Here is a 21,029-nt window from a genome sequence, read left to right as displayed (position 1 = left end):
GCCATGTCGGGGAAACAGCCGGTCGAGGTTCTGCTACGTCCAGCGGTGGAGCTATACACCGTCGCGGCGTGTGCAGGCGCCGCGTTTCTGTGCCTGGTGGCCCCATGGTCGCTCGCGCTGAGCCCAGCGATGGGCGTCGGCAGCGCGCTGGCGTTCGGCGCCTACGGCGCAATCCGCTATCGCGATGCCCGCGTCATCCTGCGCTACCGGCGCAACATCCGCCGCCTGCCGCGGTACGTGATGACGAGCAAGGACGTGCCGGTCAGCCAGCAGCGGCTGTTCGTGGGGCGCGGGTTCCTCTGGGAGCAGAAGCACACCCATAGGCTGATGCAGACGTACCGGCCGGAGTTTCGCCGGTACGTGGAGCCGACGCCGGCCTACCGGCTGGCGAGGCGCCTGGAGGAACGGCTGGAGTTCGCGCCGTTCCCGCTGTCCCGGCTGCCCGCGCTCACGGGCTGGGACGTGCCCATGAATCCGGTGCGCCCGCTGCCGCCGGTCGGCGGCCTGCCGCGGCTGCATGGCATCGAACCCGACGAGGTGGATGTCAGCCTGCCGCTGGGCGAGCGCGTCGGGCATTCGCTGGTGCTGGGCACCACGCGCGTGGGCAAGACGCGGCTCGCCGAGTTGTTCGTCACCCAGGACATCCGCCGCAAGAACGCCGCGGGCGAGCACGAGGTCGTGATCGTCATCGACCCCAAGGGGGATGCCGATCTCTTGAAGCGGATGTACGTCGAGGCCCAGCGCGCGGGCCGCGAAGGCGAGTTCTACATCTTCCACCTGGGCTGGCCGGAAATCAGCGCCCGCTACAACGCCGTGGGCCGCTTCGGCCGGATCTCGGAAGTGGCGACGCGCATCGCGGGGCAGCTCTCCGGCGAAGGCAACAGTGCCGCTTTCAGGGAGTTCGCGTGGCGGTTCGTCAACATCATCGCGCGCGCCTTGGTGGAACTGGGGCAGCGCCCGGACTACATGCTGATCCAGCGCCACGTCATCAACATCGACGCGCTGTTCATCGAGTACGCCCAGCACTATTTCGCCAAGACGGAGCCCAAGGCCTGGGAGGTGATCGTCCAGATCGAGGCCAAGCTCAACGAGAAGAACATCCCCAGGAACATGATCGGGCGCGAGAAGCGCGTCGTGGCGCTGGAGCAGTACCTCTCCCAGGCGCGCAACTACGACCCGGTGCTCGACGGCTTGCGCAGTGCCGTCCGCTACGACAAGACCTATTTCGACAAGATCGTCGCATCGCTGCTGCCGCTGCTGGAGAAGCTCACGAGCGGCAAGATCGCCCAGCTTCTGGCACCGAACTACTCCGACCTGGCCGACCCACGTCCGATCTTCGATTGGATGCAGGTCATCCGAAAGCGCGCCATCGTCTATGTGGGCCTGGATGCGCTCTCCGACGCCGAGGTCGCCGCCGCAGTCGGCAACTCGATGTTCAGCGATCTCGTGTCGGTCGCCGGCCACATCTACAAGCACGGGATCGACGACGGCCTGCCGGGTGCATCGGCCGGCGCGCGCGTGCCGATCAATGTCCATGCGGACGAATTCAATGAACTCATGGGTGACGAATTCGTGCCGCTGATCAACAAGGGCGGTGGTGCCGGGCTACAGGTTACCGCGTACACGCAGACCCTCTCGGACATCGAGGCCCGCATCGGCAACCGGGCCAAGGCCGGCCAGGTGATCGGAAATTTCAACAACCTGTTCATGCTCAGGGTCAGGGAGACCGCCACGGCCGAACTGCTGACCCGGCAGTTGCCGAAGGTCGAGGTCTATACGACCACCATCGTCTCGGGCGCCACCGACAGCTCGGACATCCGTGGGGCGACGGATTTCACGTCGAACACGCAGGACCGGATCAGCAGCACCAGCGTACCGATGATCGAGCCGTCGCATGTCGTCGGCCTGCCCAAAGGCCAATGCTTCGCGCTGCTGCAGGGCGGCCAGCTTTGGAAGGTGCGCATGCCGCTGCCGGCGCCGGACCCGGACGAAGTGATGCCGGCGGACTTGCAGCAACTCGCGGGGTACATGCGCCGGAGCTACAGCGAGGCCACGCAGTGGTGGGAGTTCACCAGTTCCCCGGCCTTGCAGGATGCGTCCTTGCCCGACGATCTGCTGGATGACGCCGCTCCGGCCGAGCCTGGCGCGGTGGTCACCGGCGCCGAGGACAGCGCAGGCAACGAGGCATCGCCATGAAGGATGCCGCCTCAACCGCGCAACGGGAGCAGAACCAGCGCCAGGGCCTGATCGTCGGCACCATCACCTTGCCGTTCCGGCTGCTCGGGGTGCTGATCGGCTCGCTGCTGTTCTCGATCGTGGTGGAGTGCGTCGGCATGCACTTGTTCTGGAAGGATCAAGGCTGGCGGCATTCCCAGCAGATGCTGCAGTACGAGCTGGGGCACCTGTCGAACCACTTCACGCGCAGCGTGGTCGTGCAGGAGCCAGGGCGTACAGCACACCAACTGGTGGATACCGGCTACGAATGGGTGTTCGTGCGCTCAGGCTTGCTGGAGCGCACGAGCCAGACCGCAGAGCGCGCCCGTGCGCCCAGCCTGGGCAAGAGCCAGGACGGCGTGCGCAACTTCCGCTACTACATCAGCCAGGTCTATGTCTGGGCCGAGAGCTACCTGATCGCCGCAGCCTTCACGACGCTCACGTTCCTGGTGCGCCTGCTGGTCCTGGTGCTCACGCTACCGCTGATCCTTACCGCGGCCTTCGTCGGCTTGATCGACGGGCTGGTGCGGCGCGACGTGCGCCGGTTCGGCGCGGGCCGCGAATCGGGCTTCATCTACCACCGTGCGAAAGCCTCGTTGATGCCGCTAGCCGTGCTGCCGTGGGTCACCTACCTCGCGCTGCCGATTTCGGTGCATCCGCTGGTGATTCTGCTGCCCAGCGCGGCCTTGCTGGGACTCGCGGTGAGCCTGACCGCGGGCAGCTTCAAAAAGTACCTCTAAGCCATCAATCCGGTCATCCGCAGGTTCCTATTGTTTGCGGCCTAAAACAGCCCTGATCTCCACGATCAACCCATTGCTGATCACACAGGAATGGCGCGATGGTGGCTTCGATCTGGCTGCGCGCCGCGCATCGCGGCGTGCCCAATTTTCTCGTGACGGCCCTCGTGCTGGGGCAGTCCCCGATGGCGTTGGCCGAGTCCCCGGCGCAGCGCCAGGAACTGATCGCCGCGCTGCGCCAGCTCGACGCGCTGGAGCGCACCGTCGCGGACAGCGCCGCGCATACCCCCATCACGCCGGGCGAGCGCTACCACTTCGACTACCCGAGGCTGTTGGCTGACCTGGCGCGCGTGCGCGCTGGCATCCGAGCCCATCTCACACCGTCGCGCGCCCAGCCGCGCGACCCCTCCGAACTGGCCGGCGACTACCGCACCGAGCGGGCGTCCGAGCCGCTGCCGGCGACGACTGCGGAGGGCAAGCCATGAACGGCGCACAGGTCTCGGCATTTCAAGCCAACAGCGGCATCGCGCCTTCCGCGATGGCGACCGTCCTGGTCGGCGTCGTGTTCGCGGTCCTGCTCGTGTGGGGCGTCTGGGCCATCCGAACGGCCTACGTGGGGTGGTCCGAGAGCCGCCTCAACCAGCGCCAGTTCCTCGGTGTCTGCATCCGCTTCGTCGCGATGTACCTCGTCCTGACCTTCTTCCTCCTCTCCTGACCTGAAAGGCCTGACCATGCCAAACCGCATCCTCACTTCCCGTCTCGCCCAGCGGGCCGCCGTGGCCCTGGGCGCCACCGCGCTGCCGGCGCTGTCGTTCGCGCAAGGTCTGCCGCAGTTGGAGAACCCGACGCGCGGCACCGGCAACGGCATCATGGAGACGATCCGCAACTACGGCTACGACATCATCATGCTTGTGGCCCTGCTGGTGGTGGCGTCGATGTTTATCGGCGTCTGCTACCACGCCTACGGCACCTACGCGGAGATCCACACCGGCCGCAAGACGTGGGGCCAGTTCGGCCTCACGGTCGCCATCGGCGCCGTGCTGCTCGTGATCGGCATCTGGCTGCTCACCGAAGCCACCGGCATCCTGTAAGTGAGGTCGGTATGTCCGAGCAGCAGCACGTCCGTGCGGACGGGACCGTGACGTTCCTTCCGCATCGGCTCAACCGCCACCCCGTTGTCGTGCGCGGCCTCACCGCCGACGAGCTGTGGATCTGCTGCGGCTTGTCCGGCGCCGCCGGCCTGCTGGTCGGCACGCCGTTGTCCTGGATGTTCCGCACGATCGCGCTGGCGCCGACGTTCGTTGTGCTGGGCGTGGCGCTGGGCGTGTTCATCGGCGGCGGCATCCTGCGGCGCCTGAAGCGCGGGCGCCCCGACACCTGGCTGTACCGGCAACTGCAATGGCGCATCGCCACGCGCCATCCGCTGATGGCGGGCTGGGTGGGCGGCCATGTGCTGATCTCGCGCTCCGGCTTCTGGACCACCCGCAGGTCTGCTTCAAGGGGTGCGCGATGAGCCGCTTCAAGAACGAGATCGCTCACCTGCAGGCGCACATCAAGACGCTTCGCCTGGGTGCCGGCGCGCTGGTCATCGTCGCCCTCGTGATGGGCGGCGGCTGGTGGAGCGCGCCACGCGATCTGACCATCCATGTCCCGCCCGACCTGCGCTCCGGCAGCACCCGGAAATGGTGGGAGGTGCCGCCCGAATCGGTCTATGCGTTCACGTTCTACGTGTTCCAGACCCTCAACCGTTGGCCCACGAATGGCGAGGAGGACTATGCCCGCAACCTCCACACGCTCTCGCCGTACCTCACGCCGTCCTGCCAGGCCTTCCTGCGCGCGGACTACGACTACCGCCGCAGCACGGGCGAGCTGCGCCAGCGCGTGCGCGGCATCTACGAAATCCCCGGCCGCGGCTACGGCGACGACCCTACGGCGCGCGTGCGCACGGTCTCCGATCGCGACTGGGTGGTGACGCTGGACATCACGGCGGACGAGTACTACGGCGCGGAGCAGGTAAAGCGCGCCCTGGTGCGCTACCCGGTGAAAGTCACCAAGGTGGACATCGACCCCGCACGCAACCCCTTCGGCCTGGCGCTCGACTGCTACGACGGCACGCCCCAGCGCATCAGCACCCCGGAACCGACGCGCCCGGCATCCGGCGGTCTGTCTCCGCACGCGCCTCAAGGAGGAAATACCCCATGAAGCACCCTGTACTCATGCTGCTGGGGCTGCTGGCCGTGGCTGCGTTCCCCGCCGCTCAGGCGGTGGAGATCCTGCGCTGGGAACGCATGCCGTTGGCGGTGCCGCTGAAGGTCGGCCAGGAGCGGATCGTGTTCATCGACCGCAACGTCCGCGTCGGAGTGCCTGCGGGCGTGGGCGAACGCCTGCGCGTACAGAGCGCAGGCGGCGCGGTGTACCTGCGCGCCAGCGAGCCAATCGAGCCCACGCGGCTGCAATTGCAGGACGCCGACACCGGCGCGCTGATCCTGCTGGACATTGCGGCCGAGGCGCCCAAGGACGGCGAAGCCGAACTGGAGCCGGTGCGCATCGTCGAGGACAGCAGCACTCCGGCTCGCTATGGCGATCAGTCCAACGGTGCCGAGGCCCCGGCGCGCGCCCAGGACCAGTCGGGTGCGCGGCCGGCGCGGCGCGAAACCCCCATCCCCGTGGTGCTGACCCGCTTCGCCGCGCAGAGCCTTTACGCGCCGCTGCGCACCGTGGAGCCACTGCCGGGCGTCATGCGCATCAACCTGCGCCGCGACATGGACCTCGGCACGCTGATGCCGACATTGCCCGTGCGCGCACTCGCGCTCGCGTCGTGGCGTCTGGAAGACCAATGGGTGACGGCCGTGCGCCTGACCAATACCAGCGCCGGCTGGGTCACGCTTGATCCGCGTGTGCTGCAGGGCGATTTCCTGACGGCGACCTTCCAGCATGAGGCGCTCGGGCCGCACGGCGTGCCCGAGGACACGACCGTCCTGTACCTGGTGACGCGCGGGCACGGCTTGGCGCAGTCGCTGCTGCCGGCCATTCACCGCTTCGACCCAGCCGTGCATCTGCCGCAGCCAGAAGCCGAAGCCACCGAACGCAAGGAGGCCGATCATGCGCAGTAACGGACTCCTGAAGTGGCTGATGATCCCCGTCGCCATCCTGGTGCTGTTCGTCGGCATCCGCCTGTTCTCGGGTGGAAGCACGTCGGCGCCGCCCGCTAGCGATGCCGGCGCCCAGCTCACGCCAGAAGAAATGAAGGCGTTGGGCATCGAAGGCGATACCCCGCGCGACACCGTGGCCACGCTCGTCGCCCAAGTGAAGCAGTTGCGCACCGAGCTTCAGACGGCGCTCTCGGACAACAAGTCCCAGCGCGAAGAGAACCAGCGCCTGCGTCAGCGCGAGAACTCGATCGACCAGCGCATCAACTCTGCGCTGGAGTCCGAGCGCTCCAACCTGCGGCGCGACCAGGAGCAGGCGGCCAGCACGCGCCAGCAGACCGAAGGGCTACTCGCCGACCTACAGCGGCGCCTGGACAGCATTGGTGGGCGCGGTGGCAGCCATGCCGATCTGCCCGTGGGCCTGGGGCTGCAGGGGGGCGACGAGGCCGGGATGGAAGGCGGCATGCGCTGGGTTGAACCGGATGACGCGAAGCCTGCCGAGGGACGCAACAGGGGGCGCGGCACGGCTGGCGGCATGAGCTTCCCGACGAGCTTCGGCCCCGAGCAGAGCACGTTGCAAACCACGGCGGAAACCGTGGCGAACGCCGGGGCACGCGCCGCGGGCGTCAAGACCGCAAAGCCCGTCTATACCGTCCCCACGAACTCCACGCTCATGGGCTCGGTGGCGATGACAGCGCTGATCGGGCGTGTGCCGATCGACGGCACCGTCAACGACCCGTACCCCTTCAAGGTGCTGGTGGGGCCGGACAACCTCACGGCGAACGGCATCGACATTCCCGATGTGGCCGGCGCCGTGTTCAGCGGCACCGCCTCGGGCGACTGGACGCTTTCTTGCGTGCGCGGCCAGGTGCGCAGCATCACGTTCGTCTTCAACGACGGCACGATTCGCACAATCCCCGAGGACCGCGAGGGCAACCAGCAGAACAACCAACAGCGCGACGGCTTGGGCTGGATCAGCGATCCCCGCGGCATTCCTTGCGTCAGCGGCGAGCGGCGCAGCAACGCCCAGCAATACCTCGGCTCGCAGGCCCTGATCACCGCGGCCGGTGCCGGTGTGGCCTCGCTCATCGAGAGTGACAGCGGCCGCATGTCCTATGTCGGCTCGGACGGCTCCATCGGCACCGTGGGCATCACCGGCCAGGAAGCGGTCGGCCAGATTCTCGCGGGCGGTGTCCGGGACATGTCGGCCTGGGTCAACAAGCTCTACGGCCAAGCCTTCGCCGCCGTCTATGTCCAACCCGGCGCCAAGGTTGCCGTCCACCTCGAAAAGCCGCTCGCCATCGACTTCGATCCCGAAGGCCGCAAGGTCGATCACCGCGCAGGAGAAAGCCATGCACTCGAACTTGACTAACCTGGCCCGTGGCCTGGCACTGGCCCTCGCCGTCGCGGTGCTTGGCGGCTGCGCCACCAGCAAGGAAAAGCTGCTGACCCACGGTGACCGCACGATGATGGACATCTGGCAGCAGGAAGCCGGCGACGGCGGTGGCGGTGGCGCAGCCGGGCGGAACGCCGGCCGCCAGCTGCTCGATGCGCGCCAGAGCCTGCGTCGGCCCCTGACCGACGCCGACGTGCAGGCCGCACCTGTTGAGCAGATGCGCTACACGCGCACCGCGCGCAATGAGGTCCACCGCCAGTTCCAGCGTCTGCCCAATCCCGATCTCGTGATGTACGTGTACCCGCACCTGGCCGGCACCGACCCCGTGCCGGTGCCCGGCTACACGACCGTCTTCCCGCTCTACCAGCGCATCCAGTACGCGATGCCGGGCGAGCGCGTGGAGGACTACTGATGCGGTGGAAACTCCCCTGGCCGAAGCTGGCCGGCGTCGGCTCTAGCAACCCGGCCAGCGATGAGCAGCCGGACAGCTGGCAGCGCCACGTCGAGGCCTTGCGCCAGGCCGGCATCCCCGAACCCGGTTCGGCAGTCCACGGCCGCAAGCCAGCGACCCTGGCCGACGAGCAGGCGCTGTACGACGTTGCGCCGTCCTTCGTGGAACTGCTGCCCTGGGTGGAGTTCATGCCCGAGTCGAAATCGATGCTCCTGGAGGACGGCCAATCGGTGGCGGCGTTCTTCGAGCTGGTGCCGCTGGGCACCGAAGGCCGGGAGCCTGGCTGGCTCGCCCACGCCCGCGATGCCCTGGAAAACGCGCTTCAGGACAGTTTCGATGAACTGGACGAGAACCCGTGGGTGCTCCAGCTCTATGCCCAGGACGAACCGAGCTTCGACCAGTACATGCAGACCTTGCGCGATTACGTGCAGCCACGTGCGCGCGGCTCGGCGTTCACCGAGTTCTACCTGCGCTTCTTCGGCCACCACCTGCGCGCTGTGGCCAAGCCCGGAGGCCTATTCGAGGACACGGTGGTCACGCGGCTGCGCTGGCGCGGCCAGACGCGGCGCGTGCGCATGGTGGTGTACCGCCGCGCGAGCGGTCAGGGACAGTCAAACCGCCGCAGCCAGACACCCGAGCAGATGCTGGGCATCGTTTGCGATCGCCTGTGCGGCGGGCTGGCGAATGCTGGCATCCAGGCCCGGCGCATGGTTGCAGCGGACGTTCACGACTGGCTGCTGCGATGGTTCAACCCGCGCCCCACGCTGCTCGGCCCTGGGGTGGAGGACCGGGAGCGCTTCTACTCGCTGGCGCGCTACCCGGACGAGACTGAGGCCGGCGAGATCGAACTGGCGAGCGGGCGGGATTTCAGCCAGCGGCTGTTCTTCGGCCAGCCACGCTCCGACGTGGAGCACGGCACCTGGTACTTCGACGGCATGCCGCACCGTGTGCTGATCACCGACCGGCTGCGCATGCCGCCCGGCACGGGACATCTAACCGGCGAGACCCGCAAGGGCGATGCGATCAACACGCTGTTCGACCAGATGCCGGAAGACACCTTGCTTTGTCTCACGATGGTTGCCACGCCCCAGGATGTCCTGGAATCGGATCTGAACCACCTGGCGAAGAAGGCCGTGGGCGAGACGCTGGCGTCGGAGCAGACGCTCAAGGACGTGCATGAAGCCCGCTCGCTGATCGGCAGCGCGCACAAGCTCTACCGGGGCACGCTGGCGTTCTACCTGCGCGGGCGCGACGAGGCGGAACTGGATCGGCGCGGCCTGGACCTGGCGAACGTGATGCTCAACGCTGGTTTGCAGCCGGTGCGAGAGGATGATGAGGTGGCGCCGCTCAACAGCTACCTGCGCTGGCTGCCGTGCTGCTACAACCCCGGCAAGGATCGGCGCCGGTGGTACACGCAACTGATGTTCGCCCAGCACGCGGCAAACCTGTCGCCGGTGTGGGGCCGTGCCCAGGGTACGGGGCATCCAGGCATCACGATGTTCAACCGCGGCGGCGGGCCGATCACCTTCGATCCGCTCAATCGCCTGGACCGGCAGATGAACGCCCACCTGTTCCTGTTCGGCCCGACGGGTTCCGGCAAATCGGCCACGCTCAACAATCTGCTGAACCAGGTCACGGCCATTTATCGGCCGCGCCTCTTCATCGTGGAAGCCGGCAATAGCTTCGGCTTGTTCAGCGACTTCGCCAGGCGCCTGGGCCTGACCGTGAATCGGGTCAAGCTGGCCCCCGGATCGGGCATCAGCCTAGCGCCGTTCGCCGACGCGCGCCGGCTGATCGAAACGCCCAGCGATGTGCAAACGCTCGATGCCGATGCGCTGGACGAAGACCTGCCACCCGATGCCTCAGCCATGGAGGCGGACGAACAGCGCGACGTGCTGGGCGAACTGGAGATCACGGCGCGGCTGATGATCACTGGCGGCGAGGACAAGGAGGAAGCCAGGATGACGCGCGCCGACCGCTCGCTGATCCGCCAGTGCATCCTCGACGCCGCCGAGCACTGCGTGGCCGAGAAGCGCACGGTGCTCACGCGCGACGTGCGCAATGCGCTGCGCACCCGCGGCCAGGACCCGACGTTGCCCGAGATGCGGCGCGTGCGGCTGCTGGAGATGGCGGACGCGATGGACATGTTCTGCCAAGGCACGGACGGCGAGATGTTCGACCGCGACGGCACGCCGTGGCCCGAGGCCGACATCACGCTGGTGGATCTCGCGACCTATGCCCGTGAGGGCTACAACGCGCAGCTCTCGATCGCGTACATCAGCCTCATCAGCACGGTGAACAACATCGCGGAGCGTGACCAGTATCTCGGCCGCCCGATCATCAACGTGACCGACGAAGGCCACATCATCACGAAGAACCCGCTGCTCGCGCCGTATGTCGTGAAAATTACAAAAATGTGGCGCAAGTTGGGCGCCTGGTTCTGGCTGGCGACGCAAAACATCGACGATCTGCCGCGCGCCGCAGAGCCCATGCTCAACATGATCGAGTGGTGGATCTGCCTGTCGATGCCGCCGGACGAGGTGGAGAAGATCGCACGATTCCGCGAACTCTCGCCGGCGCAGAAGGCGCTGATGCTTTCGGCACGCAAGGAAGCGGGCAAGTTCACCGAGGGCGTCATCCTCTCCAAGAGCATGGAGGTGCTCTTCCGCGCCGTGCCGCCGAGCCTGTATCTCGCGCTCGCGCAGACCGAACCCGAAGAGAAGGCCGAGCGCTACCAGCTCATGCAGCAGCACGGCGTCAGCGAGTTGGATGCCGCCTTCAAGGTGGCCGAGAAGATCGACCGGGCACGCGGCATCGAGTCGCCGGCCCTGGCCCTGCCCTGAATCTGCCGTGCACCGGAGAACGCCATGGAACAGAAACGCTCATCCATTCCGATGCAGGTCCAGGCGTTCCGCCGTCGGCGCTGGCGGGCCCGCTGGCCATGGGCGTTAGGCGCAGTGCTGGTTGCGCTGCTGCTGATCTGGCTCGTGTCCCGTTCGCCAGGCGAGTCCACGCCCCAAACCTCGGCGCCTGTCAGCGAGACGCAGGTGGCCGGGCCTCCTTGGCAGATGGGCAACCCGGCAGGTCGTTTCACGCTGACGCTCTACGCGGACCTCGAATGCCCGTTCTGCCGGTCCTATTTCCCTGTCCTCAAGCGTTGGGTAGCCGGCAATGCGGACGTGGCCTTGCAATGGCACCACCTGCCGTTGGCCGCGCATGAGCCGGCCGCGTCCGCCGAAGCGCGCTTGGTGGAATGCGCGGGCGAAGCCGGCGGCCATCCCGCCTTCTGGCAGGCTGTCGAGTGGGTCTATGTCCACACACACAGCGACGGCCAGGGCTTGCCCGAAGACCTGCGCCACCCCGCCCTGACGCCAGCCATCGAACAGTGCATTGCGAGCGAGCGGCCCGACGCGGCGATTCGTACCCAAACTGCGGAAGCCACGAACAGCGGCGTGACCGCCACGCCGTCGCTGCGGCTGCACGATCGCGAAACCGGCAAGGCGATCCTGCTGCAGGGCCCGATCGAGGGCGATGCCTTGCTGTCGGCCATGGACATGCTCGCGGCCGGCGATCCCGCCGCCACACCCACATCGGAAATGCCTGCCGACGTCGTCGGCGACATGCCCAGGTAGCCCCGGTCTTCAAGGCTACGGCGCAGTCCGCTGCGCTGACCACAACCCCGTTCGCCTCGCATCCTGGCCGCGAACGATCACCGCTGCCGCGGTGATGGATGCACCTTGTTCGTTCCCCAGGAGGGCTTGCCCTCCCAGGGCGAGTGCCCTCCGATCTCACCGTCTGGAGGTTCGCCATGTCTTTCGCCGTCAATGACTCCTGCCTGGAGTCGCTTTCCGCCATCGCTGCCCAACACGAGGACTGGATCATCCAGCAAGCCATCGTGCTGCTGGAGAGACGGGTCTTCAAAGCTGGACCGTGCCTCAGCCAACCGGCCGCTGTACGGGACTACCTGCGTCTGAAACTGGTCGCTGAGCCCAATGAGATATTCGCCGCTGTGTTCCTGGACAGCCTGCACCAGGTGCTGGCCTACGAGCCGCTGTTCAGGGGCACGATCAACGCGACTTCGGTCTATCCGCGTGTCGTCGTGCAGCGTGTGCTGGAGTTGAATGCCGCCGCGGTGGTCTTCGCCCACCAGCATCCTTCGGGCGTCTCCGAGCCGTCCAGCGCGGATCGCATGCTGACCCAGCAACTGCAAGCCGCGCTGGCGCTCATCGATGTGCGGGTACTGGACCACATCATCGTCGGCCAGGGTGCCCCGTTCTCCTTTGCGGAATCCGGCCTGCTGTAGCAATGGCACCGGCTCCTTGATCCACGCGGAGGCTTCGGCCTCCGCTTTTCATTGGCGCAAGACAAGCAGGTATGCGGGCAGTCCGCGATGCGCATTGTTTGTTGGGGCCGCATGGCGTTCGGCGTTTGACTATGGCCCTTGACAACTCTTGGGGGCGCTCGACATGCCAGCATCTTCATCCAGGTTCGCATCGGGCTGGCGAACCCTTGGCCTGGCCGTTGCGCTGCCGGCTTCCCTGGCCGTGTTCAGCCCGGCCAGCTTCGCCGCCGATGTGGTGATCATCACCGACAGCCGTCACCCGGTCAGGACCATGGGTGGCGAGCAGCTGATCGAGCTGGATGAAGCGCCCCGGATCGAAGCGGAGCTTTCTGCGGCGCTGCCCGCCGATCCCGGACAGGCAACAGCCATCGTGAAGCGCCGGCTGAGCCAGGGGGGCGCTGACCTCCAGCGTCGCATCGCCACCGCATACCAGGGCGTTGCCGACGCATGGAGCCTGGGCATCACCACCATTCCGGCTGTCGTGGTGGATCAGCGCTACGTGGTCTATGGCGAGCCTGACGTGGCCCGCGCCATCGCGCGCATCGAACAGCACCGGAGGGCCGAACCGTGATCCGCTCATTCGACCTTCTGCGCCGCATGCGGGCTGCCGTCACCTCCGTGCTGCTGCTCAGCGCCACGGGCAGCTACGCCCTGAACACGGCGACCATCGTGGGTTCAGTGGCTTCGCCCGATTGCCTGGAGTACCGGGTGGTGGGTATCTGCTACTGGCTCTACTGCACCTGGACCGGCTGCACGGTGCGCACGTCCGTCAAGGTCAGGCACTACATCCCCGATGCGGTGGTTTCGTCCTACTCGAACACCGGCGAGAACCCCTGGGTCGAAGTGCGCGCCATGAGCACGCCCAACCCTTCGGCCCAGGCCGGCGGGGACGGCACCACCAATGAAGATCACGAAAACAATCTCGCGAAGTTCAAGAACGCGGACGTCATCGGCCACCCCGGCGTCGAGGTGTTCAACCAGTTCGTCTCGTCCTCGGGCTATTTCTGCGAGGGCGCAGGCACGGCCTTCATGCCGTACCTGCTCAGTACGCTGGACACGCCGGCCTGGCGCTACAACGTACCGGAGATGGTGTACCCGGAGGCATTGATCCCGGGCATGCGCGAGGTCGGCGCGCGCTCGACCCTGAACCTCTGGGGCAACGTCTATCCGCGCGGCGGCTTCCTGCACCAGACGGACGACCACAAGGCCGGTGCCGTGGTGGCCCAACGGGCCGGCGATGTGGTCACGCGCCGCGGGCAGATCCACGTCTATCAGCCGCTGCTCGCCAACTCCCGCGATGGCTACTGGCCGGCCGGCGCGCTGATGGAGGGCGATGCCTCGACCGGCAAGTGGCAGGAACTCACGCCCGTCCTGTCCTCGTCCTGCACGGTCTTCCCGCGCAACGGCTTCCTGACACAGGCCCAACAAGGCGACTACGCCTGGGCGTTGTGGCGGCCCTATGCGTGCTGCGAACGCCGGGGCCAGGTGTTCCTCGGCAGCGTCGATTTCTATTGAGGGTACGGCGATGAAGCGTCCTGAACTGATGAACCCATCCGCCAAGGTTCGCCGCCCGCTGCGCCCCACGGCGCTAGCCGGCGCGCTCGCCCTGGTCTGTGGCCTCGCGTGGGCGCAGGCCGGCTTCCAGACCAGCGGCCCCGTCATCGGCGATGAGGTCATGTACTCGATCGGCGGTGGCAGTGCGGTGTCCATGGGCCGCGCCGCTGGCATGCGTTCGATCGGGGTCGGCCTGGGTTGGAACAGCAACCTCATCTGCGGCGACATGAGCATCCAGACCACGCTGCGCAATCAGCTCAATGGGATCACGAATGGGTTCCAGCAGATCATGAGCAACGTGATCCAGAGCGCGACCAGTGCCGTGGCATCGCTGCCGGCGCTGATCATCCAGCGTGCCGATCCGGGGCTGTACAACCTGCTGACCAATGGTGTGCTGCAGGCGAGGCTGGATTTCGACCGCTCCAAGCTGACGTGTCGCGCGATGGCCGAGAAGATGGCCGAGACGGCGGGCGGCCAGCTCGGATGGAGCCAGATGGCGGAAGGCATGGCGCTGCGCGATGCGGTGTCGAGCACGGATGCCGTATCGGCGATCGAGCAGGCCGAGACGCGCCGCGGCAACGACGGCGTGCCCTGGGTGGGCGGCAGCAATGCCGGCGGCGCGGGCCAGTCGGCCATCCGGGTGGTCGGTGACGTGACGCGGGCGGGCTACAACCTGGTCAACGGGCGCAGCGTGACTGACACGTCCTCCATCGCGCCCGCCAGTTGCGCGAGCCTGTCCTGCCAGACCTGGACGTCGCCGCAGCAGGCGACCGAATGGGCGACGCGGGTTCTCGGGGAACAGGTACAGCGCACGTGTGATTCCTGCACCAAGACCGAGACCGTGCCTGGCGTCGGGCTGACGCCGCTGATCCAGGAGGAGTACGAGACCAAGCTGGAGGCCTTGCAGGAACTGGTCTCTGGGACGCGCAACACGACGTTCGAGAACCTGCATGCAGCCGGCAGCACCTCGCTGCCCATTACACGCGGCGTCATCGAGGCGCTGCGCGACGAGCCAGACCAAGACCTGCTGGCGCGACGTCTCGCGTCCGAGGTCGCGTTGTCGTCCGTGCTGGAGAAGGCATTGCTGCTCCAGCGGACCCTGCTGACCGGCAAGAAGGAACCCAACGTGGCGGCCAACCAGTTGGCGGTCGAGGCCGTGAACCACGAGAGCGACACGCTCGATCAGGAGATCCGCAACCTCAAGACCGAACTTGAACTGCGGCGCGAACTGGCGAACAACTCGCCCATGGCCATCATCCAGCGCCACGGGACGCGCGCGGCCGGCTCGCGCGGCATCTACGAAGGCGACCCGGTGCCCGACCGCCTCGATCGGTTGCAGCGGGGCAACCCGGGAGGCACGCCATGAACGCGGCCTGGCTGCGCCCGCGCTGGCTTTTCAGCCGGCGCGCGGCAAAGGCGCTGCTCCTGGCGGTGGTCATCATCGCCGCGGCCGTGGGCGCCAATCTCGTCGGCATCTACCTCGTCGGCAGCGTTGCCGGCTGGGAGCGGTGGCTGGCTGCCAGCGCGGGCTACTTCCTGGTGTGGCGGCTGTGCCTGTACGGCGCGACGGTCTATGGCTGGGTCTGGATGCGCCGCCGGCTGCTGGCCCGCGAGGAAGACGCGCAAGCGCGGCGACGCCTGGTGCGCAGCGAGATCGCCGGCGTCGTCGCCATCGTGGCGCTGGAAGCCAGCCTGCTGATGCAGAGCTGAAGAGGGAGCCGCGCCATGACGCTTTTTACGACCGACTACCTGGAGTACTACCTGACGCTGGTGTCCTGGATCGTCAACAACGGCATCTGGGCGGTGCTGGTGTCGAGCGGAGTATTCGCGCTGCCGTTCGTCGCCATCATCGTGCAGGAGTGGTTGAAGGCCCGTGCGGAAGGTGCCGACGAAGGCAACAAGGGCGTGCTCTCGGCTGCGCGCATCGAGAACCGGGTCTTCGTCGCCATCGTGGTGGTGATGTTCGCTGGCATCCCGTTCATCGACGTGGACCTCAACACCATCCAGTACGACAGCTCGCGCTCGGCCCAGTGCCAGGTCAGCGTGCCGCAGCCCACGGATACCGGCTGGTCGCAGTCCTTCAGCACCATCAACAACCAGTCGGCGAAGGTGCCGGTCTGGTGGGCTTTCATGCACGCGCTCTCGCGCGCCGTCACGAGCGCCTCGGTGGCGGCGATCCCATGCGGCACGGACCTGCGGCAGATGCGCATGGAGATCGACGCGACCCGCATTGACGACCCGGTACTGGCTCAGGAAGTAGCGGATTTCTCGCGGGATTGCTATGGGCCTGCGCGGGCCAAATTGTTCATGCAGCGCCCTCAGCTTGATGAGCAGCAGATGCACGACGTGACCTGGATAGGGTCGAGGTTTTTCACGGACACGGGCGGCTACTACGACACCTACCGCTCAAGCACGCCGCGCGACGACTGGCCCTACGACAGCACCCGCGATGCGGGGCTTGCACAGGTGGGCAGCGGTGGCGGCTACCCGACCTGCAGGCAGTGGTGGGCCGATGGCGGCAATGGCCTGCGGGCACGCCTGCTGGGACAGGTGGACCCGAACCTGTTGAATCGCCTGGCAGGCTGGGCCGGGTTCCTGAGCAGGGCCGAGGTGGACGACTCGGTGATCCGCGCCATCGCGTCACCGCGGCAACAGAAATTGAACCAGGGTAGCGTCTATACGGACTATGGCGGCCAGATCGACAAGACCTTGCCGAACATCGTGACGCGGGCCACGGGAGACGTTGGGATGGCCGTCGGCGCGATTGCCGCGTTTCCCGCCATGGACGTCGTGAGACAGTCTCTGCCCATGGTCCTCGCCTTGCTCAAGATGGCGCTGGTCATCTGCATCCCGCTTGTGCTGGTCGTAGGCACCTACGATCTGAAGACGGTCGTTACCGTCAGCGTCGTGCAGTTCGCGCTCTTCTTCACGGACTTCTGGTTTCAGCTTGCGCGCTGGATCGATTCGACGATCCTGGATGCGCTCTATGGCTGGGGGTTCGGCTGGAATCGGCCGCACACCAACTTCGACCCGCTGGTGGGGCTGAACAACGCCTTCGGAGACATGCTCCTGATGTTTGTCACGGGCACGATGTTCATCGTACTGCCTACGTTCTGGATCATGGCCTTGGCTTGGGCGGGCGTTCGTGCCGGCAACGTGTTGCAAGGCCTCGCAGGAGCCACCGGAGATGCCAAGGCTGCTGGCGGAAGGGGAGGAAGCATTGCGATCAATGCAGTGTCGAAGAAGTGATCGCTGCTAGTCGTCCTCGACATGAGGATCAATGCGGAAACCGTCGTAGGTGTATAGGCCGAATCCTGCTGGTCCGTTTCGCCACTCTGGCTCGGGCAACTCCTCGCCCAAGTCGGTGTTGCGGGCCATCCAGGCAACCACCATGACGCACACCATCACCAGGGCCAGCCAGAAGGTGGTGTACAGCAGCACCCCGAGCGCAGCCAGCTTAACCATCCACACGAGCGCGGTGGCTCCAGCCGTCGGCATGCCCTTGGAAACCAACCAGTTCGACGCCCGCCGTTCACAGCGCGCGTAGGCACGCCATCCGCGGCCAAAGGCGCGGCCGAGGCGTTCTGCGGTGCTGGTGCGAGTCGTGGTGTTCATGGTCGTCTCCTACTGCTGAGGGATGCCTATTTCAGTTTGGTCCATTTCATTCTGTTTAGGGCTTCAATGTGTTCTCTTGCTGCTTCAGGACGCTTCGTCATCCGGTTCCAACGGGCCAGGGTCGGGCTCCACGCCGATGCGGTATGTAGCAACGAAACGCGGCCAGTCCACATGGTCAACGAGATCGATGTCCTCGATGACACTGACCTTCGCGCTGGCACGCTCGAACAGCGCGATGCTCTTGGCGGGATAGTTGTTGCGCGACGGATAGAGCACCCCGTCGAACAGCACCTGGCCGTCATCTCCAAGCATCGCATGCACCTGGGCCGACACCTGCTGCGTGTGCGTGTAGTCGCGGCTGGCCAACTGCTCCAGGTTCAGGCCGAAGTAGCCCGCCATGACGCCCGGCGCCGTGAGGTCGGCCAGAAGCACGTCGTCCATCACGCCCACTGCGCGCACCATCCGGCTCTGGACTTCTTTCAGCGCGATCGAGCGCTTCGTGTCCGCAAGCCACTGGTGCTTATGAAACACCGACTCCATCAGCGCCGTGGGCAGGTCGCGCCCCAGGTAGAGCACCCCGTAGGCCTGGGCCGGGTCATCGTAGCGATTGGTGCTGCTGCGGCCATAGTACAGCGGGCTGCCCCGATAGACGACGCGGCTCACATGCTGGAGCAGCTCACCGGCATCGATCAGGAACGAAGGCAGCTCGTGGCTCATGGCGATCTCGCTTCAATGCACCTGAACGCCCAGCACGTTGAACACGGCCTCGGCCACGTCGTCGATCGTGCCATGCGTCACCGCATCCACTGGCGAGCGGCCGCCCAAGCCTTCGAGCGGTTCGGACAGTGCGCGGTAGATCGTCCAAGGGTCGATGCCCTCGACCTCCTGAAGCACGGTTTGGGTCAACTGCTGCTTCACCGGGTCGAGCTGCCAGTCGGGCAGTTTCTGGCCTCGCGGCCCCACGTTCAGCGCCAGCAGCCGACGGGCGAGGATGTCCTTGTAGATCTGCTGGCGCGACTTGTCCGCCAGCTTGGCGTACTCCGCGGGCGGCAGGTTGTGCGGCTGGTTGAAGGTTTCCAGCAGCACGGCGCGGCCTCGCTGGACGTCGGTTTCAGTCGGCGCCCAGCGCGTCTCAGCGCGCAGCGCAGCCGTCTTACGCTTCAAGGCGTGCTCCACCGTTTCACCTTCGAGGTTGGCTGGCAGCTTTACCGCCTCCACGCGCTCGTGAATGAACGCCTGCAACTCGGCCGCGAAAGCCGGCGCATCCCGGATTTCGACGGTATCCGCGAAGCGGCGCACATCCTCCACGGTGACACGCGGCAGACGGTCGGCAATGAATTCAATGGCGGTGGGCATGGTCATCTCCCAGGTAGGTTTGAGACAGGACTTACTCTAGTCGCCTTTGTCGCATTTGTCAACTTTGACGCCTAGAGAGCAACCTACCTGGCGAAAACAGCGTCTCCGCAGCATAGGCCGAGGCCAGCGGCTGGTCGCCGCGCAATCCATTCGTGCGGGTTCCACATTGACGCTGGAACCGCAACCCAGGCCCCGCTATACCGAAACGGTTAAAGGCCAAAGGGCCGAAACGGCAAGGGAATGGGGTGCAAGGGGAAAGGCCCTACCTCGAAAAGGCAAAAAGGCCTCCCGGTCGGCCCGCCACAGGACACCCGCATGCTCTCCCTGTTCCAGCGAAAACGGCCCCCGGTCGCCGGCGCGCCACCGCCAGCACCCGCCACCGTCCTCCCGAAAGGGTTGATGCGGCCCGAGTCGGCCGCATCGCTGCTGGCCACCCCGCGCCGGCAGAAGCTGCTGGAGCACATTTGGCAGCGCACCTCGCTGTCGCGCAGGCAATTCGCCACGCTGTACCGAGCGCCCCTGGAACGCTACGCCGAGCTGGTCCAGGCCTTCCCGGCCTCCGAGGCGCATCACCATGCCTATCTGGGCGGCATGCTCGACCACGGCCTCGAAATCGTCGCCTACAGTCTGAAACTGCGGCAGTCCCATCTGCTGCCCATCGGCGCCAGCCCCGAAGACCAAGCGGCACAGTCCGAAGCCTGGACCGCCGCCGTCGCCTACGCCGCGCTGCTGCACGACATCGGCAAGATCGCCGTCGATCTGCACGTCGAGCTGGCCGACGGCAGCATCTGGCACCCTTGGCACGGCCCGCTGCGCCAGCCATACCGATTCCGCTACCGCGACGATCGCGAGTACCGCCTGCACAGCGCCGCGACAGGTTTGCTCTACCACCAACTGCTCGACCGTGAGGCCCTGGACTGGCTCAGCGGCTATCCGTCCCTGTGGGCACCACTGCTCTACGTCCTGGCCGGGCAGTACGAGCACGCCGGCGTACTGGGCGAACTTGTCGTGCAGGCAGACCGGGCCTCGGTGGCCCAGGAGCTGGGCGGCGATCCGGCCCGCGCCATGGCTGCGCCCAAGCACGCGCTGCAGCGCAAGCTGCTCGACGGGTTGCGCTACCTGCTCAAGGAACAGTTGAAACTGAACCAGCCGGAAGCCTCCGATGGCTGGCTCACCGACGATGCCCTGTGGCTGGTGAGCAAAACGGTCTCGGACAAACTGCGTGCGCACCTGCTGTCCCAAGGCGTCGATGGCATCCCTGCGAACAACACCGCGGTGTTCAACGTCCTCCAGGATCACGGCATGTTGCAGCCGGCGCCCGACGGCAAGGCTATTTGGCGCGCGACCATAACCAGTTCCACCGGCTGGTCCCACTCGTTCACCCTGTTGCGCCTCGCTCCTGCGCTGATCTGGGAATCTGGCGAGCGACCGACGCCTTTTGCAGGCACGGTAGCGATCGACGCGGCAGTCGCCGAAAACGACGCCGAGGCGCCGAAAATGCCGCCTGCGGCCATGGCGAAGGCAGCCCCGAACGGTCAGAAACTTCCATCTTGGGAAGGCAGTAGTACCGTCACCGCCTCACCGCCTAAGGCCCAGCCCGTGTCCGATGTCATGGAGGACATGCTGGCAATGGTGAGCACGAGCGGCTCGCCTGGTGCCGAGCAGGATGTGGAGCCGGTTGCACAGAGAAGCTACCCCGCAGACCCCAGCACTCCTATGCCAGCGACTGCCGCAGTGCTTCCTTCGCCACCACCATCTACTGCTAAACCACCCCTAACAGCAGCGCCCCCGTCAGGCGAACATTTCATGATGTGGCTGAAACAGGGAATTGCTTCGCGCCGGCTCATCATCAACGACGCAAAAGCGCTCGTGCATTCCGTGAATGACACGGCCTACTTGGTCAGCCCAGGTGTGTTCCAGCGCTACGTCCAGGAGCACCCTCATGTCGGCACGCTGGCACGGCAGGACAAGATGCCGGATTGGCAGTGGGTGCAGAAGCGCTTTGAGAAACTGGGGTTGCATCGAAAGCACGACAGCGGCTTGAACATCTGGATCTGTGAAGTCACCGGGCCGCGCAAGTCCCGGAAGCTGCATGGGTATTTGCTGATCGATGCGAATTGGTTGTTCGATGCAGTACCACCCAACAATCCTTATCTCAGAGTTACGCAAGAGATTTGAGCATGGAGTCCTACGTGGCGGTGAGATACGGTAGAGT

General features: G+C 66.2%; 22 protein-coding genes. 19 read left to right on the top strand and 3 right to left on the bottom strand.

Annotated elements, in window-relative coordinates:
- Positions 1–3 precede the first annotated feature (3 nt).
- From traD to PE061_RS20110, 18 genes are all read left to right on the top strand, one after another.
- Positions 4–2,196 carry a type IV conjugative transfer system coupling protein TraD gene (gene traD, locus PE061_RS20195; protein WP_013520778.1) on the top strand — a complete coding sequence of 731 codons (2,193 nt, stop codon included), beginning with the start codon at positions 4–6 and terminating at the stop codon, positions 2,194–2,196.
- Complete coding sequence (locus tag PE061_RS20190) at positions 2,193–2,954, top strand: TIGR03747 family integrating conjugative element membrane protein (protein ID WP_271256961.1); 762 nt, start codon at positions 2,193–2,195, stop codon at positions 2,952–2,954. Before traD ends, PE061_RS20190 begins: the two co-directional genes overlap by 4 nt.
- Before the next feature lie 98 nt (positions 2,955–3,052).
- Positions 3,053–3,436, top strand: coding sequence for an RAQPRD family integrative conjugative element protein (locus PE061_RS20185; RefSeq protein ID WP_013520780.1), 384 nt, complete (start codon positions 3,053–3,055; stop codon positions 3,434–3,436).
- Positions 3,433–3,666, top strand: a complete 234-nt coding sequence (locus PE061_RS20180) for a TIGR03758 family integrating conjugative element protein (RefSeq protein ID WP_013520781.1) — start codon at positions 3,433–3,435, stop codon at positions 3,664–3,666. The genes PE061_RS20185 and PE061_RS20180 overlap by 4 nt, the downstream gene beginning before the upstream one ends.
- Before the next feature lie 16 nt (positions 3,667–3,682).
- On the top strand, positions 3,683–4,042 hold the full coding sequence (locus PE061_RS20175) for a TIGR03745 family integrating conjugative element membrane protein (RefSeq protein ID WP_013520782.1): 360 nt from the start codon (positions 3,683–3,685) through the stop codon (positions 4,040–4,042).
- Between the two features lie 11 nt (positions 4,043–4,053).
- Positions 4,054–4,464: a TIGR03750 family conjugal transfer protein gene (locus PE061_RS20170; protein ID WP_271256960.1), complete on the top strand. Its 411-nt coding sequence runs from the start codon at positions 4,054–4,056 to the stop codon at positions 4,462–4,464.
- A complete protein-coding gene (locus tag PE061_RS20165; RefSeq protein WP_013520784.1) occupies positions 4,461–5,153 on the top strand; it encodes a PFL_4703 family integrating conjugative element protein in 693 nt (230 codons plus the stop codon). The genes PE061_RS20170 and PE061_RS20165 overlap by 4 nt, the downstream gene beginning before the upstream one ends.
- Positions 5,150–6,064 carry a TIGR03749 family integrating conjugative element protein gene (locus PE061_RS20160; protein ID WP_013520785.1) on the top strand — a complete coding sequence of 305 codons (915 nt, stop codon included), beginning with the start codon at positions 5,150–5,152 and terminating at the stop codon, positions 6,062–6,064. Before PE061_RS20165 ends, PE061_RS20160 begins: the two co-directional genes overlap by 4 nt.
- Positions 6,054–7,472: a TIGR03752 family integrating conjugative element protein gene (locus PE061_RS20155; protein ID WP_271256959.1), complete on the top strand. Its 1,419-nt coding sequence runs from the start codon at positions 6,054–6,056 to the stop codon at positions 7,470–7,472. Before PE061_RS20160 ends, PE061_RS20155 begins: the two co-directional genes overlap by 11 nt.
- The gene (locus PE061_RS20150; protein ID WP_023124695.1) at positions 7,453–7,908 is read left to right on the top strand and encodes a TIGR03751 family conjugal transfer lipoprotein; all 456 of its coding nucleotides are present in this window, start codon (positions 7,453–7,455) and stop codon (positions 7,906–7,908) included. Before PE061_RS20155 ends, PE061_RS20150 begins: the two co-directional genes overlap by 20 nt.
- Positions 7,908–10,790 (top strand): conjugative transfer ATPase, encoded by a 2,883-nt coding sequence (locus PE061_RS20145; protein WP_271256958.1) that lies wholly within the window; start codon positions 7,908–7,910, stop codon positions 10,788–10,790. Before PE061_RS20150 ends, PE061_RS20145 begins: the two co-directional genes overlap by 1 nt.
- A 24-nt stretch (positions 10,791–10,814) precedes the next feature.
- Entirely contained in the window at positions 10,815–11,579 is a 765-nt protein-coding gene (locus tag PE061_RS20140) for a DsbA family protein (protein ID WP_003050104.1), read from the top strand.
- Positions 11,580–11,755: 176 nt separating this feature from the next.
- Positions 11,756–12,250, top strand: coding sequence for a JAB domain-containing protein (locus PE061_RS20135; RefSeq protein WP_003050103.1), 495 nt, complete (start codon positions 11,756–11,758; stop codon positions 12,248–12,250).
- 163 nt (positions 12,251–12,413) lie between these two features.
- Positions 12,414–12,860: a TIGR03757 family integrating conjugative element protein gene (locus PE061_RS20130; RefSeq protein WP_013520787.1), complete on the top strand. Its 447-nt coding sequence runs from the start codon at positions 12,414–12,416 to the stop codon at positions 12,858–12,860.
- Positions 12,857–13,804, top strand: coding sequence for a TIGR03756 family integrating conjugative element protein (locus tag PE061_RS20125; protein ID WP_003050097.1), 948 nt, complete (start codon positions 12,857–12,859; stop codon positions 13,802–13,804). The genes PE061_RS20130 and PE061_RS20125 overlap by 4 nt, the downstream gene beginning before the upstream one ends.
- Before the next feature lie 10 nt (positions 13,805–13,814).
- On the top strand, positions 13,815–15,209 hold the full coding sequence (locus PE061_RS20120) for an integrating conjugative element protein (protein ID WP_003050095.1): 1,395 nt from the start codon (positions 13,815–13,817) through the stop codon (positions 15,207–15,209).
- Positions 15,206–15,553, top strand: a complete 348-nt coding sequence (locus PE061_RS20115; RefSeq protein WP_003050094.1) for a hypothetical protein — start codon at positions 15,206–15,208, stop codon at positions 15,551–15,553. Before PE061_RS20120 ends, PE061_RS20115 begins: the two co-directional genes overlap by 4 nt.
- Before the next feature lie 15 nt (positions 15,554–15,568).
- On the top strand, positions 15,569–17,092 hold the full coding sequence (locus tag PE061_RS20110; RefSeq protein ID WP_003050092.1) for a conjugal transfer protein TraG N-terminal domain-containing protein: 1,524 nt from the start codon (positions 15,569–15,571) through the stop codon (positions 17,090–17,092).
- A gap of 6 nt (positions 17,093–17,098) precedes the next feature.
- On the opposite strand, the gene PE061_RS20105 is transcribed toward PE061_RS20110, so the two are convergent.
- The 3 genes from PE061_RS20105 to PE061_RS20095 all read right to left on the bottom strand — a co-directional run bounded on the left by PE061_RS20105 (position 17,099) and on the right by PE061_RS20095 (position 18,814).
- Positions 17,099–17,458, bottom strand: coding sequence for a DUF3742 family protein (locus tag PE061_RS20105; RefSeq protein WP_003050090.1), 360 nt, complete (start codon positions 17,456–17,458; stop codon positions 17,099–17,101).
- An 84-nt stretch (positions 17,459–17,542) separates the two neighbouring features.
- A complete protein-coding gene (locus PE061_RS20100; protein WP_003050087.1) occupies positions 17,543–18,175 on the bottom strand; it encodes an RES family NAD+ phosphorylase in 633 nt (210 codons plus the stop codon).
- Between the two features lie 12 nt (positions 18,176–18,187).
- On the bottom strand, positions 18,188–18,814 hold the full coding sequence (locus PE061_RS20095) for a hypothetical protein (RefSeq protein WP_003050085.1): 627 nt from the start codon (positions 18,812–18,814) through the stop codon (positions 18,188–18,190).
- Positions 18,815–19,129: 315 nt separating this feature from the next.
- Between PE061_RS20095 and mobH the strand changes: the two genes are divergently transcribed.
- Positions 19,130–20,992, top strand: a complete 1,863-nt coding sequence (gene mobH, locus PE061_RS20090) for a MobH family relaxase (protein ID WP_003050081.1) — start codon at positions 19,130–19,132, stop codon at positions 20,990–20,992.
- The last annotated feature ends 37 nt before the right edge of the window (positions 20,993–21,029 follow it).

The sequence above is a fragment of the Sphingosinicella microcystinivorans genome (assembly GCF_027941835.1).
Classification (GTDB): Bacteria; Pseudomonadota; Alphaproteobacteria; order Sphingomonadales; family Sphingomonadaceae; genus Sphingosinicella.
The sequence above is the reverse complement of the archived record's forward strand: the minus strand, read 5'-3'. Positions and strand labels throughout refer to the sequence as shown.